Source organism: Paenibacillus bouchesdurhonensis (assembly GCF_900155685.1).
Taxonomy (GTDB): Bacteria; Bacillota; Bacilli; order Paenibacillales; family Paenibacillaceae; genus Fontibacillus; species Fontibacillus bouchesdurhonensis.
Genome location: NZ_LT732547.1, coordinates 683,672 through 697,622 on the forward strand (window position 1 = coordinate 683,672; position 13,951 = coordinate 697,622).

General features: G+C 49.4%; 14 protein-coding genes and 2 pseudogenes. 12 read left to right on the forward strand and 4 right to left on the reverse strand.

Annotated features, from left to right (window positions below):
• Positions 1 to 80: 80 nt before the first annotated feature.
• The gene (locus CZ379_RS02785) at positions 81 to 572 is read right to left on the reverse strand and encodes a CcdC family protein (protein WP_110930215.1); all 492 of its coding nucleotides are present in this window, start codon (positions 570 to 572) and stop codon (positions 81 to 83) included.
• A gap of 173 nt (positions 573 to 745) precedes the next feature.
• Between CZ379_RS02785 and CZ379_RS02790 the strand changes: the two genes are divergently transcribed.
• The 6 genes from CZ379_RS02790 to CZ379_RS02815 all read left to right on the forward strand — a co-directional run bounded on the left by CZ379_RS02790 (position 746) and on the right by CZ379_RS02815 (position 5,845).
• Positions 746 to 1,192, forward strand: coding sequence for an Rrf2 family transcriptional regulator (locus CZ379_RS02790; protein ID WP_110930216.1), 447 nt, complete (start codon positions 746 to 748; stop codon positions 1,190 to 1,192).
• A gap of 14 nt (positions 1,193 to 1,206) precedes the next feature.
• A complete protein-coding gene (locus CZ379_RS02795; RefSeq protein ID WP_110930217.1) occupies positions 1,207 to 2,265 on the forward strand; it encodes a lactonase family protein in 1,059 nt (352 codons plus the stop codon).
• Positions 2,266 to 2,641: 376 nt separating this feature from the next.
• Positions 2,642 to 3,667 carry a sulfate ABC transporter substrate-binding protein gene (locus CZ379_RS02800; protein ID WP_110930218.1) on the forward strand — a complete coding sequence of 342 codons (1,026 nt, stop codon included), beginning with the start codon at positions 2,642 to 2,644 and terminating at the stop codon, positions 3,665 to 3,667.
• A gap of 69 nt (positions 3,668 to 3,736) precedes the next feature.
• Complete coding sequence (gene cysT / locus CZ379_RS02805; RefSeq protein WP_110930219.1) at positions 3,737 to 4,567, forward strand: sulfate ABC transporter permease subunit CysT; 831 nt, start codon at positions 3,737 to 3,739, stop codon at positions 4,565 to 4,567.
• A 133-nt stretch (positions 4,568 to 4,700) separates the two neighbouring features.
• A complete protein-coding gene (gene cysW, locus CZ379_RS02810) occupies positions 4,701 to 5,561 on the forward strand; it encodes a sulfate ABC transporter permease subunit CysW (protein WP_110930220.1) in 861 nt (286 codons plus the stop codon).
• A 59-nt stretch (positions 5,562 to 5,620) separates the two neighbouring features.
• Positions 5,621 to 5,845 carry a YezD family protein gene (locus CZ379_RS02815; protein ID WP_110930221.1) on the forward strand — a complete coding sequence of 75 codons (225 nt, stop codon included), beginning with the start codon at positions 5,621 to 5,623 and terminating at the stop codon, positions 5,843 to 5,845.
• Between the two features lie 146 nt (positions 5,846 to 5,991).
• Here the strand turns inward: CZ379_RS02815 and CZ379_RS02820 are convergent, their stop codons facing one another.
• A complete protein-coding gene (locus CZ379_RS02820; protein ID WP_199925423.1) occupies positions 5,992 to 6,933 on the reverse strand; it encodes a hypothetical protein in 942 nt (313 codons plus the stop codon).
• Positions 6,934 to 7,093: 160 nt separating this feature from the next.
• Here CZ379_RS02820 and CZ379_RS02825 point away from each other — a divergent pair, with 160 nt between their 5' ends.
• Genes CZ379_RS02825 through CZ379_RS02840 form a run of 4 tightly spaced genes read left to right on the forward strand, consistent with a single transcriptional unit; the run spans position 7,094 to position 9,575 of the window.
• A complete protein-coding gene (locus CZ379_RS02825) occupies positions 7,094 to 7,795 on the forward strand; it encodes a DUF421 domain-containing protein (protein WP_110930223.1) in 702 nt (233 codons plus the stop codon).
• Position 7,796: 1 nt separating this feature from the next.
• The gene (locus tag CZ379_RS02830; protein ID WP_110930224.1) at positions 7,797 to 8,297 is read left to right on the forward strand and encodes a GNAT family N-acetyltransferase; all 501 of its coding nucleotides are present in this window, start codon (positions 7,797 to 7,799) and stop codon (positions 8,295 to 8,297) included.
• A gap of 54 nt (positions 8,298 to 8,351) precedes the next feature.
• Entirely contained in the window at positions 8,352 to 9,185 is an 834-nt protein-coding gene (locus CZ379_RS02835) for a sulfite exporter TauE/SafE family protein (protein WP_110930225.1), read from the forward strand.
• Between the two features lie 3 nt (positions 9,186 to 9,188).
• Positions 9,189 to 9,575, forward strand: a complete 387-nt coding sequence (locus tag CZ379_RS02840; protein WP_110930226.1) for a DUF1634 domain-containing protein — start codon at positions 9,189 to 9,191, stop codon at positions 9,573 to 9,575.
• Between the two features lie 314 nt (positions 9,576 to 9,889).
• On the opposite strand, the pseudogene CZ379_RS02845 reads toward CZ379_RS02840, so the two are convergent.
• A pseudogene (locus CZ379_RS02845) lies at positions 9,890 to 11,073 on the reverse strand (IS3 family transposase).
• Positions 11,074 to 11,537: 464 nt separating this feature from the next.
• On the opposite strand from CZ379_RS02845, the gene CZ379_RS02850 reads away from it, so the two are divergent.
• Positions 11,538 to 12,176: an NAD(P)-dependent oxidoreductase gene (locus CZ379_RS02850; protein ID WP_110930227.1), complete on the forward strand. Its 639-nt coding sequence runs from the start codon at positions 11,538 to 11,540 to the stop codon at positions 12,174 to 12,176.
• A gap of 186 nt (positions 12,177 to 12,362) precedes the next feature.
• Positions 12,363 to 12,695, forward strand: a pseudogene (locus CZ379_RS02855) (ADP-dependent NAD(P)H-hydrate dehydratase); the annotation flags it as partial.
• A 59-nt stretch (positions 12,696 to 12,754) separates the two neighbouring features.
• Here the strand turns inward: CZ379_RS02855 and CZ379_RS02860 are convergent.
• Positions 12,755 to 13,666: an SDR family oxidoreductase gene (locus CZ379_RS02860; protein WP_110930469.1), complete on the reverse strand. Its 912-nt coding sequence runs from the start codon at positions 13,664 to 13,666 to the stop codon at positions 12,755 to 12,757.
• Positions 13,667 to 13,951 lie beyond the last annotated feature (285 nt).

The window sequence follows — 13,951 nt, forward strand, 5'->3', positions numbered from 1 at the left end:
TTGTCGTTTGATGAGACGGGAATTAAATTTAGTGGAAAAAGATTGCATCTCTATATAAAATTTAATATGTTGGAGGAAAGCTAGTTTGTTGGAGCCTGACCTGCAATGCGGCGGTATTCCTTCAGCATGTACAATCGCCAGCTTAAGATCATTCCGTAGGCCAGCAGGAAAAATACAGCACCCGTCTGAAAAAGCGAGATGTATTTCTCGACGACCTCATGAAGGACGAGCCTTAACGCGAGCAAGCCGATCAGGATATACGCGAAACCGCGAGTTCGCTTGGCATAGACCTCGCCGTCGATAATTTCAAATTGAGTGCTGCGATTTAGCGGGTAAGAGAACAACAGCGCACCTACAGCGAAGGCGATTATGCCCCAAAGAACGGGGATGTGTGTCTCAGGGACGATAAACATTCCAAAGCCTGTGGTCATTCCGAGCGGCGGGATAATAATCTTCTTGATCGTCACGGGCCTGCGGCTGGCCTTCAACCGGATAAACAAGGCTAGAATGGCCATAAAGATGGCTCCTACAGTAACAAAGACCTGCATATGAGAAGGACTAAGGATATTCATAAAATGTCCCTTTCTTGAACAAGTGTAGTATTTGTTGTATGCGCTATCCCCAATAGGTGATGGCGAGATCATTATAACATAAATCATATACAGAAATTAAAAATGAGTGTACGACCCCATGAAATGATTTGCGCACTAGTGTTTCAAGGATATAACCGAAAGGGGAAAGAAATATGAATAGCGAGTTTACGGTTGCCTTGCATTGCCTCCTTTTTCTTCACCTCAATGCAGAGTGCATTGCCAACAGCGAGAAAATCGCTGCGAGTGTAGCAACACACCCTGCCCGTGTCCGCAAGGTGCTGAGCCTGCTGAAAAAACAAGGGTATGTGGCGACGAAGGAAGGAGTGGGCGGCGGATATCTGCTTAGCTCCGATTTGAATGCAATCAGCCTAGGCGATTTATATCGCTTGTTCGCTAGAGGCTCGCTTCAGCCGGGGTGGTGCTCGGGGAGCCAAGAGTCGGCCTGTCAGGTGTCCTCGAACATGCATGAGGTGATGAACCGGATTTTTGCTGGAGGCGAAAATCGGCTGGAGCGCTATTTTGATGAAATAAAAGTATCCAAAATAAAGGATTTACTGCAGGACTTGCGAACTGAGTCAAGTAGCATGACAAATAGCTGAGGAGGAAAATTGCGATGAGTATCTTTAATCAAAATGAACAGTATTTCTATGTGGGGGGTTATTCATCCGCACAGGAGCCGGGAATTCACCTTTGTGCCTTAAATATCGATAGCGGGAGGCTTCGCCTTGTTCATAGTACTTCTGGGATAGAAAACCCGTCCTTTCTAATTGTGGGCGGCAGGCCGAATGAGCCACAGTTGTTCGCGGCTATGGAATGCGAGGAGGGCAAAGTAGCTGCATATGGCATTGAGCCAAGCGATGGGCGTCTTACGCTGCTTCGTACGGAAAGAACCGATGGAGCAGGGCCTTGCCATTTATCGTTGTCCCCCTCTGGACACTTGCTTGTCGCCAACTATTCCAGCGGGCACGTCAACAGTTTCGAACTGGATGAGCAGGGAAGCTTAGTTGGAAAGGCTGCCACGATTCAACATGTTGGGAGCGGCTTTCGCCAGGATCGTCAGCAATCAGCTCATGCCCATCACGTTCTCCCATCCAAGGATGGCAAGTACGCCTTCGTATCCGATCTAGGACTTGACCAAGTCATCGTTTACAGATTGGAAGGCGGCAAGCTGATCACCCACCGCGAGGTGGATCTCCCGCCAGGTACAGGCCCAAGGCATTTCACCATTCATCCGACTAATACGATCGCTTATGGCATTAACGAGCTTAATAACACAATTACAGTATATGCTTATAATCCAACGCACGGCATTTTGGAAGTTTTACAGCATGTCAGCACTTTGCCGGAGGATTTCGCCGAGGAAAGCTATGCAGCGGATATTCACTTTTCACCGGATGGAAAATATTTATACGCATCGAACCGGGGCCATGACAGCATTGTCCGCTTCAAGCTGGACGAGTCGACCGGAGGACTGAGCGAACCGGAATGGACAGGCGCTGGCGGGAAATGGCCGCGTAATTTTGCGGTCATTCACGACTATGTGATCGTCGCCAACCAGTTCAGCAACAGTATCATCGTACTTCGCAGAGATCCGGCAACCGGAAGCTTATCGCTTACTGATGGTCAGCTTGAGGTGAAGGAGCCATCATGTGTCGCAGTCGTCCCGCGTTAATTTCCATATAACAACTGAGACCGAAATGAAAGACGAGGCAGGCAGCCTCGTCTTTTTGTCGCGAATAAACACTTGCTCCTTATGGATTATAAGTACTTCTTATAGATTTTTAATACATTTCCAATAAAAGTGTTTGACAAGAAAACCCAGTGCATATAGAATACAATCATAGCATACTAAACAGGTAGGAATAATAAAATAATGTTCTCACCGTACGGACGGAGGAACGCTCTACTTGCCTTGGCAGACACGGTAGCAGTTCGGTCTGACCGTAGAGGTTAGGGCGTTTCTCTTTCTATTTTGCTAAGCAGAAGCTTTACGGGAATAAACGTAGATTACAGAGAGTCTAAAGTGTGTATGGGGAGAGTGAGTGGTAATGAAGAAGGTGTTGAAGCAAGGGTTAGTCGTTAGTCTCGTATTAGCTGTATCCATGGTGGCAGCAGCCTGCGGAAACTCCGGAAATGGCAATGAGATTAACCTCATGAACGTATCCTACGATCCGACCCGTGAATTGTATACCGAATTTAACAAAGCCTTCGCTGCTCATTGGGAGCAGGAGAAAGGGCAGAAGATATCCGTCAAGCAGTCTCATGGCGGTTCGGGCAAGCAGGGCCGTGCTGTCATCGACGGGCTAGACGCAGATGTCGTTACGTTGGCCCTTGGCTATGATATCGATGCGATTCAGCAGGCTGGGCTTATTAATGAAGGCTGGCAGCAGAAGTACGATCATAACAGCTCGCCATACACCTCAACGATCGTGTTCCTTGTTCGTAAGGGAAATCCTAAAGGAATCAAGGACTGGGATGATCTGGTCAAGGAGGGGATCGAGGTCATCACGCCGAACCCGCAAACGTCCGGCGGAGCACGGTGGAATTATCTTGCGGCATGGGGATATGCGCTGCACCAGAACAATAACGATGAGGCGAAGGCGCAAGAGTTCGTTAAGGAGCTGTATCAGCATGTTCCGGTATTGGACAGCGGTGCCCGCGGGGCAACCACGACATTCGTGGAACGCGGACTCGGAGATGTGCTGCTCGCTTGGGAGAACGAAGCTTGGCTGTCGGTGGAAGAGCTTGGGCCCGATAAATTCGATATCGTCTACCCATCGGAAAGTATTTTAGCTGAACCGCCTGTAGCCGTTGTAGATAAAAATGTGGATAGAAAAGGAACGCGCGAAATAGCTGAGGCATATTTAGAGTATTTGTACTCGGAGGAAGGGCAGGCGATTGCGGCAGAAAATTATTACCGTCCTGTTTTGGACAGTGTGAAGAGCAAATATAAAGATGCTTTTCCGGAAATAAAGCTGTTTACTATTGACGAAGAATTTGGCGGATGGGCAGCAGCCCAAGAGAAGCATTTTAGCGACGGCGGCATATTCACGCAAATTTATGCGCCTAAATAACCGACCGAACAAACGGAGGGGCATTCCTGCGCAAACGTAAGGGATGCACAATGGAAAGGATGAACGTTCATGCACAGTAGCACTTCAAAGCGTGGAGTGCTTCCCGGCTTCGGGATCACGATGGGTTACAGCGTACTATATATTAGTTTGGTCGTATTAATTCCGTTATCTGCGCTGCTGCTGAATTCTACGGGGCTGACCTGGGAGAAGTTCTGGGATGTTGCGACAGATTCACGTGTCCTTGCTTCATATAAAGTCAGCTTCCTGACCGCTGCGGCGGCGGGGCTGATTGATACCGTACTCGGTTTGCTGATCGCGTGGGTACTCGTTCGATATGAATTCCCCGGCAAAAGCATCTTCGATGCGATGATCGATCTTCCCTTTGCCCTGCCTACCGCGGTAGCCGGGGTGTCGCTGACGGCGATCTATTCGGCGAATGGCTGGATCGGTTCCTTATTCGAACCGTTGGGGATAAAAATCGCCTTCACACCGATCGGCATCACGCTGGCGCTGATGTTCATAGGCATTCCCTTCGTCGTTAGAACGGTTCAGCCAGTGCTTCAGGAACTGGATGCCGAGGTGGAGGAAGCCGCGGCAACGCTGGGCGCAAGCCGCTTCCGCACGTTCCGTTCCGTGGTGTTGCCGGAGCTGCTTCCGCCGCTGTTGACGGGCTTTGCCCTGGCATTTGCGCGTGGGATTGGCGAGTATGGCTCCGTAGTTTTCATTTCCGGGAATATGCCGATGAAGACGGAAATCGCTCCCTTGCTCATCATGTCGAAGCTGGAGCAGTTTGATTACGCCGGCGCTACGGCTGTGGCCTTGATGCTGTTGATCATTTCATTTGTACTACTGCTGCTTATTAACTCCTTACAGCGGAGAGTGCGCAAGACAGCGAGATAGTATCGCTTAATATATGGGCGCCAATGCCTCAAAGCTGTTGGCGGCAAGCACGAGTCGGATGAAGAGACAAGCAATTGCATGGAGAACTAGAACACGAGAATCTAGCATCCAGAATTCAGGGAGGGATCAGGAAATGGCTGGCTCTGTACCGCTATCCACAAAGAAGCCATCCACGGTCAGACAGCGCAAATTGAATGAGTCAAGCGCTATGAAATGGATTCTGATCGGAGCAGCAGTGCTGGTGCTGCTGTGGCTCATTGTTTTACCGTTAGTTGTCGTACTGTCCGAAGCTCTGAAGAAGGGCTGGGGAGTATACATTGAGGCGATCCGCGACCCGGATGCTTTGTCGGCTTTGAAGCTGACGCTTCTTGTTGCCGTCATTACCGTACCGCTGAATACGATATTCGGCGTAGCTGCTGCATGGGCGGTGACGAAATTTAAATTCCGCGGAAAGCAGCTGCTTATAACTCTGATTGACTTGCCGTTTGCCGTATCTCCGGTAATCGGAGGATTAATCTATGTTCTTGTTTATGGTGCGAACGGCTGGTTCGGCCCGTGGCTGCAGGAGCATGACCTAAAGGTTATTTTCGCTCTGCCAGGGATCATTCTGGCGACCTTGTTCGTTACTTTCCCATTCGTCGCCCGCGAACTCATTCCGCTTATGGAGGATCAAGGGCAGCAGGAGGAAGAGGCGGCAGTCATGCTGGGAGCGCGCGGTTTTAAAGTCTTCTGGAAGGTGACGCTGCCGAACATTAAATGGGGACTCTTGTACGGCATTATCCTGTGTAATGCAAGGGCGATGGGGGAATTCGGCGCCGTGTCTGTGGTCTCCGGACATATTCGGGGAGAGACCAATACGCTTCCTCTGCACGTTGAAATATTGTATAACGAGTACCAGTTCTCGGCGTCATTTGCCGTTGCTTCTTTATTGCTGTTGTTGGCGCTCGTCACCCTGGTATTCAAAAGCTGGTTTACACGCAAAAGTCAGCATTGATAGTTCATGAAATAAGTATGGACACAGGCTGAATTGCCGAGGAGAGGGAGGCGGTAAGTATGGCTAAACCATTAAAGGTTGACGATGTATGGCTAGATCGGATTGCGGGGCTGTTAAACGAGATGGAATTCGGATCGCTCAACATTGTCGTCCACGAAGGGCAAATCGTCCAAGTGGAGCGTACAGAGCGGAAGCGGTACGAAATAGGAGCTTCCAGTTCTACCAAGTCCTCCGGGAACCAGCGCAATGCGGCGAGATCTCTGCGCCAGTCTGGAAGTAGATAGAGAAGACAAAGAATAGATTCATGTGGATATGAAAAGGAAAACAACCCCGAATCCGGTGGCTCGAAAGGTCGGTAGAGACCTGCGAGATGACACAGATATCGGGGTTATTTATGCTTGAATACGTAGATGAAATACAATTAAAGCGATTAAGACTCTTTGGATTCCAATGCCGAATCCGTATCCAGCTCAGGTGAGCCCGCCAGCTGGGCCTCCAACGCGGACAGCTCATTTTCTTCGAAGTAATGACCTACGAAGGGGCGAGCTTTACGCGGCTTGTTACGGCTGAAGCGAAAGCCTGCTATAAAAAGCAGCAGCTGCAGCGTAAATATATACGGTGCCCATGGTAAGCCTACCATATGGAGCAAAGCAGTTAGGGCAATCACAACGGCCAGCCAGCGCTGCAGCAAAGAACTGGACGATTCTCTCCTCCAGCCCCTGAGAAATGGATACAGTATTAGCAGTGAGAATAGGCAGGAGAGAAAGCGAGTCCAAATATATAACGCGACCCACCACTCGCCTAACGCGTTCCAGCCTTCATCCCCGATATAGCCGAGCTGATCCAAGGAGCCTAGGAGCCAAATAACCAGCGTAAATATACTAATCGTAAATATAAACGGGAGCGCATGATGGAACTGCTGCCACAAAGACCAGCCCCAACCGGGCTTCTCTATGCGGCGCAGCAGCACGCTGCGCTCTTCTACCAATCGTTCTGTCTCGCGTTCGATTGTTCTCAACAGCAGCGTAAGGCGCATTATGTCCCCTTCATCCATCGTGTACGCCGTAATCTGTGCCAGCAAATCCTCTGTAGCATACGGTGCGGCCTTACAGGCCAGCAATTTATCGATCAACTGCGCATGCTCGGCAGATGACGGCTTATTCTGACGGCCGATTTCCCGAAGCAGCGCTCCCGTGGCTGCGGCATACAGCTCCAAGCTGCGATGCAGACGGTCAAGCCGCATGTTGATCTTGTATGTCGTCCTACGCTTGGAGGCGCCATATTGCCAAACGAACAGTATAAACGCTGGCGCTAAAATGACCGCTACAGGACTATACAGAAAAGGCCACGCTAACCAATCCGAAAGTGACACCCGAACCACCCTTTCGATCTTCCTCATTCCACTATTGCATACGTTAGGTACGTTTTTCAAGCGGCAGAATTGGAAAAAAACGGCGCGCCCGCATTTTACATGTCAACTCCTGCTTAAAGCGGGTATATAGTAAGCACTATCGTATTTGGGGGGGCTTAGAGTGGAATTCGGAAAAATCGCGCTAAAAATCGTTATCGGCTTTATTGGTTTATGGGTGCTGACCCGTATGCTGGGGAAGAAGGAAATATCTCAGCTTACGCCGTTTGATTTCGTATCCTCCGTCATGCTGAGCGACATTGTCGGGGAGACGGTATATGCCGAAGACATTGAATATTCACAATTGATTTTTGCCCTGTTTTTATGGGGGGCATTGTCCTTCATATTTGAAAAGGTGTCGCAAAAGGTGAAGCGTGTACGCGGCCTACTGGACGGCAAACCCTCACTTATTATTAGCAACGGCGAAGTAGATTTGGAGCATATGCGTAAAAATGGACTGGACTTTGACCAACTGCGGATGCTGCTCAGACAGCATGAAGTCTTCTTCATAAGCGAAGTAGCTTATGCTATATTTGAACCTAATGGAACGCTTAGCGTGATGAAGAAGCCGGAGGAGGAAGCGATCAAGCGTAAGGATCTTGGACTGGAAGTCTTTAATAAAGAGGCGCATTTATCCTACTGCTTGGTGGAGAACGGCGTGGTCGACCAGACCAGTCTGCGCATGATCGATAAGAATGAGGCGTGGCTTCATCAATTGCTGAAGAAGTGTGGCTATGACCGGCTTAAGGACGTGGTCTACGCCGAGTGGAAGGAAGACGAGGAGCTTTACGTAGTCCCGCAGCAGAGGAACAGAAGGGAGAAATAGTGTGGAACGGGAACAAATTCGTATTGTGAGAGAGGCTCCGGATGCCGAAAATTATGCCGCGCTGAGAAAGCAAGCGGGTTTGAGCCCGAGAAGCCAGCAGGGGATAAGGATCGGATTAAGCAACTCTCTTTTTGCGGTGTCTTTATATGCTGGAAATTCCGGAAATGTTGGAAAAGAAGGAAATGTTGGACATGCAGGACATGTTGGACACCCTGGACATGCTGAAAGTGCCGGGGAGGAGCTTGTCGGAATGGGGAGGGTAATCGGCGACGGGGGCTGCTTCCTGCAAATTGTGGATATCGCCGTACGGCCAGATTATCAGGGACAAGGGCTTGGAAAGCTCATTATGGAGGAGCTTATGAATTACTTGAGAAACGAGACGCCGGACGGGGCTTATATAAGTCTCATCGCCGATCAGCCAGCTGACAAATTGTATTTGAAATATGGCTTTCGGTATACGGCGCCGGAATCCCTTGGCATGTATCTAAGAATTACGAAATAGAGTAAGAATTGCTGCTGGATGATCCACTGAAATGATTACAAAGGAGATGTCTTTTTGACTGCCATTGTTATTGAAATTTTTTTAATCGCCATTCTGGCCGGAATCGTTGGTTCCATTCTTGGTCTGGGTGGCGGAATCGTCGTTACTCCGGCACTGACACTGCTATTTGGGGTAGACATTAATCATGCGATCGGGGCGAGTCTGATTTCGGTTATCGCGACCTCCAGTGGTTCGGCCGTCGCCTACATAAGGGATCGGATCACCAATGTGAGGGTAGGCATGTTCCTAGAAATTGCCACGACGGTCGGGGCGATTACGGGGGCTTTCCTCGCGGCGTTGATCGCGCCAAACTTTTTATATTTCATCTTTGCTCTGCTGCTGCTTTATTCGGCTTATGCGATGGTGAAGAAGGGCAAGGAGGAAATACCCGTTAACGTTCCGCAGCATCCGGTAGCCGAGAAGCTGGGGCTAAGCGGGGAATATTATGATAAAGCCCTGGGTCAAAAAATTACTTACAACGTAGATCGGGTTTACGAGGGATTTGGCGTCATGTACGGGGCTGGTGTAGTTTCCGGATTGCTGGGAATCGGCAGCGGCAGCTTCAAGGTTATGGCCATGGACGTCTTTATGAAGATGCCGCTTAAAGTATCGACAGCGACTAGCAACTTTATGATGGGCGTCACCGCTGCTGCCAGTGCCGGAATTTACTTTTTACGCGGCGACATTATTCCCGTAATATCAGCGCCGGTAGCTCTTGGTGTTTTGATTGGGGCAACGATCGGGGCGAGAATTATGCAGCGGTTAAAGAGCAAAACAATCCGCAAGCTGTTCATTCCTATCATGATCTATATCGCCTTCCAAATGATCTATCAAGGATGGGGGAGTTAACCTATGTCGGAGCAGCAACAGCAAGCTAAAAGTCAGGAGCGCGCAGCCGAAGTCGAAATCGCCGTCAGCAAAATGCTGCGGATCGGTGTTGTGCTGGCCGGCCTAGTCATCGTTGTCGGTCTGGTTCTGTTTCTCGTCACGGGGGACAGCGGCTATCCGGGGGATACCTACCCAACGAACCTGCCGGACATCGTCCAGGGCATGCTCCAATTGAAGTCCGTGGCTATTATCGAGGTCGGTTTAATCCTGCTCATTCTAACCCCGGTATTTCGCGTATTCGTCTCAATGCTCGCCTTCATCCATGAGAAGGATTACCGATTTGTGCTTATATCAATTTTCGTCCTGGTTATTTTGGTTATCAGCTTTGTGTTAGGCAAGGTTGGGGCATAAGCTAGCTTTAACCATAGCTTGGATGTATAAATGGAACTTTAGATAAAGCAGGAGCATAACCGGAATCAGAAGCAGTAGTACAGGTAGAAGTAAAAGTAGAGGTAGAGGTCAAGCCAAAAGCAAAACTGGAAGTAGAAGCAGAAGCGGGATCAAAGCCAAGAGCACAGGCGGCAGAAAAAGTAGTAGATGTAGAAAGCTGAAGCGCGACAAGATTAAGAGCGCAAGCACTTGCCCCCATCCGTTTCAATAGTTCAGTTTGTATAAATGGATTTATGGACTTCTGTCAAGAAAGTGGACACCTATTAAGTGAAAGTTTATGCCGTCTTCTTCTTGAATTGCGCAGCAAATTGAACCGGCGACACATAGCCGATTGAACTGTGGATTCGTTTGCGGTTGTAGAAAAATTCAATGTACCTGTAAATGGTCTCGTAAGCCTGTTGTTTGGTCTTGAACTTCGTTCTGTAGATGAGTTCTTTTTTCAAGATGCTGTGAAATGACTCGATACAAGCGTTATCGTAGCAATTCCCTTTACGACTCATGCTAACCTTCATGGAATACGATTCCAGCTTGTCACGGTACTCCTTCGATGCGTACTGTGAACCGCGATCGGAATGGTGAAGCAATCCCTTACCTGGTTTTTTCGCATCATATGCGGCCTCTAGAGCATCTAAGACAAGTTCTGTTGTCATCCGGCCGTAAAGCCGCCAACCCACGATCTCGCGTGTGCACAGATCCATCAGACTAGCCAAGTACAGCCGTCCTTCTCGGCAGGGGATGTAGGTAATATCTGCAACCCACACTTTGTTCGGTTCAGATACGGCAAAGTTCTGGTTCAACTCATTGGGAGCAATGGGTGAGTCATGATTGGAATCGGTCGTCTGCACCTTAAATTTACGGGAGACACAAGAACGCAACCCCAGTTCTTTCATGTAGATGCTAACTGTGCGCTCCGCGACCTGGATACGCTCTTTCCACAGCATTCGGGTAATCTTAGGACTGCCGTAGCGTTCCCCGGAGTCATGAAAATGATACTTGACTCTCTCCAGAACCTTCGCCTTTCGAAGTTTCTGCTCGCTAGGCAATGCCTTTTGCCACTTGTAGAAGCCACTCCGAGACACTTGTAAAACCTTGCACATCTTCTCCACCGAAAACTCGGAGCGATGTTCTTCAATGAATTGGAATCTCAATTCCTTTCTTTGCTGAAGATGTGCAGCGCCTTTTTTAATATAGCGAGTTCTTCCTGGAGATCTTGATTTTCCCGCTCCTTCTCTTGATTCTCTAGTTCCTTTTTACGCAGTTGTTGTTCGAGTTGACGCACTCTCTCCGGTGTGACTAAAGATTCCAGCTGGATTTCATCGCGGTAAAGTGCTTTCCAGTTGTGCAACACACCGGCAGATATACCGAGTTCTTCGGCCAACTGCGGCATGGACTTACTTTGCTCTAAAATATACTTCACTGTCTGCTTCTTAAACTCTTCACTGTAACTATTACGTTCCATCCGGACATCTCTCCCTTAAGAATTATTATCTAGGTTCACTTAAGGACTGTCCACTTTTTATTCTAGTTGCATTATAGTAGTTAGTTTCTATGGTAGGGAATGAAGTGTGGATTTAAATGGATTTCACGTCATTAGAATACAGGGAATGGCCGATCCCGGACTGGATTCCTGATTTAGGTACATAAAATCCATCTAATTCTCTGTAATTTTCGGTAAGAGTATTATTAGATACATGAATTCCATGTAGTGTGCGAAAAGGGCTTTGTTGTTGCAAAAATAGAACCGAGTGTACTTGGCGGACGGCTGCGATTTTTTCGCACCGTGCACAGCTCCTGGCGCGCGGTGTTTCGCTGTATAACGGCGGATGGTCGACCTCGTTTTATAGCGGTGACGTTTGATCTCCTGCTGTTTGTGATAATTATAATAAAAGCACAATCAAATTCAGAAGAGAGAAGGCGTTCGGAATGAAAATCGTAATTTTCGGCGGCACGGGTACGATCGGAAAGGCTATTTTGACAGAGGCACTGCGGCGGGGGCATGATGTAACCGCAGTCGTCCGCAACACCTCCAAGCTGGAAAGCCTGGCAGGCGAAGAAAGGCTTCATTTGCTAACGGGCGATATTTTGATGCCCGAATCAATTGCCGGAGCGGTGGAAGGCAAGGATCTCGTCATCAGCGCCTACGGGCCTCAGTTTGGACAGGAGGATGAGCTTTCCGAAGCGGCTCGATCTTTGGTTGAAGGCATAAAGCGCGGAGGCGTGCGCCGGTTGATCGTGGTAGGCGGGGCAGGAGGGCTTGAGGTGGAGCCCGGCCTCTTGCTGATGGATACCCCGGAATTCCCAGAGGAGATCCGTCCTTTAGCGCGGGCTCATGAAGAAGCCTACCATGTGTATAGAGCATCAGATTTACTGTGGACGGTTTTTAGCCCCGCAGCAGTCATCGAACCGGGCAAACGTACGGGACAGTTCCGGATCGGCACGAATTGGCTGGTTACGGATGAAAGAGATCAAAGCCGCATTTCCATTGAGGATTACGCCGCAGCCTTGCTGGATGAAGCGGAGGATCCGCAGTTCCCCGGTGCCCGTTTTACAGTCGCTTATTAGGAATTGCAGTTGCTTACTTAAAAATCGCAGTTACTTGCAAAAGATTTACGGGTTGGGCATGAATAAATTAAGGTGTCTGCATGGTCAAAAATACATCAGCCAGTTCATCGTGCTTTGAAATCTTTTCCTTGTATAGTATGGCTGTTTATACGGGAAACTCCGCGCCAATGTAGATGTTCGGCGGTGCACGGCGTGACGCTGGTGCTGAAGGGAGCCCGCACTGTTGTTGCGGCTCCTTGCGGCCGCGTCTTCGTCAACACTACCGGTCACCCCGGGATGGCGACCGGGGGAAGCGGCGATGTGCTCACGGGCATTATGGCCTCATTGCTTGCCCAAGGCCAGAGTGGAATTCAAGCCGCTGCGCTCGGCGTATACCTGCACGGGATCGACCGCTGTCATGCGGCGAAGCACCGCGTGCTGGGAGCTGCGCACCTTGCGCGGGAGCTGCGCCCTTGCCGGAGAGCACGTCGCCTCAGCGCGATGGATGTCCGGCCCCCTGCTTGCCGGAGATATCCTTGAGGCGCTATAGTCTGACATTTGGATGAATATGCCGATGTATCAGGAGCGCAAGTACTGCTTTACGTCGTAACCATGGCCCCGCCGTTCACATGCACAACTTCACCGGTAACATAACTGGCATCGTCGCTTGCCAAATATACATAAGCAGGAGCGAGCTCATACGGCTGTGCTGCCCTTTGCATGGGGGCATCGGTTCCGAATACGGCCACCTCCTCGGCGCTATAGCTGGAAGGGATGAGAGGCGTCCAGGTTGATCCGGGGGCAACGGCGTTCACGCGAATACCGCAATCGACAAGCGAGAGCGAAAGGGAGCGGGTGAACGACACGATCGCTCCTTTTGTAGATGAATAGTCGATCAGCGTCTTATGTCCTTTATAAGCAGTGATGGAGGCGGTGTTGATTATTGAGCTTCCACGGCGCAAATGGGGCAATGCTGCCTGAACCATAAAGAAAAACGGGAATATATTCGTTTGGAAGGTTTGGTACAGCTGCTGCTCGGAAATATCGGCGATGCTGTTCTGCGGATACTGTACGGCATGATTGTTGACCACAATGTCGAGGCGGCCAAAAGCAGAAATTGTTTCATATACGACGATTTCGCAGTTCTTTTTGAAGCGAAGATCGATTTTGATGGGAAGACAGCATTGTCCGAGCGCCTCCACACGAGCCTTGGTCTCCATGGCGTCGGTGGTTTCCCAGAGATAAGGGATAACAACATCTGCGCCCTCTTTGGCGAAAGTGATCGCTGTAGCCCGGCCAATCCCGCTGTCTACGCCCGTGATAATGGCAACTTTACCTCTAAGCTTGCAGCTGCCATGATATTTTGGATTTTCTGAGATCGGTCTAGGGTTCATGAGACTTTCCAAGCCAGGTTGAAAAGGCTGATGCTGAGGCGGGAAAGCAATAGGCTGTTCTTTGCATACCGTTTCTTTTGCGAAATACGGATAAACAGGGTTCCCCGCGCTGCTCATCCAATTCCTATTTTTTGGCATTTGACTCATTGAGCACATCGGATTCAAATTAAAACCTCCAAATCATAATGAATTCCTCTGAGGTAAGGGTATGCAAACGCCTAGATGAGGGTGCCCACGATTGACTTTTACTTCAAATGTTGATAGCCTTTTTTTAAGTGTAGTTATTTGGTCGGAATTAGGATGGCGGCAGTTCGCAATCGTAAACGACGAGAAATTAGATCGAAACGTGAAAATTAGCTATGATATTATACAGCGAGCAAAAAAGAACCTAACAAAGGAGAA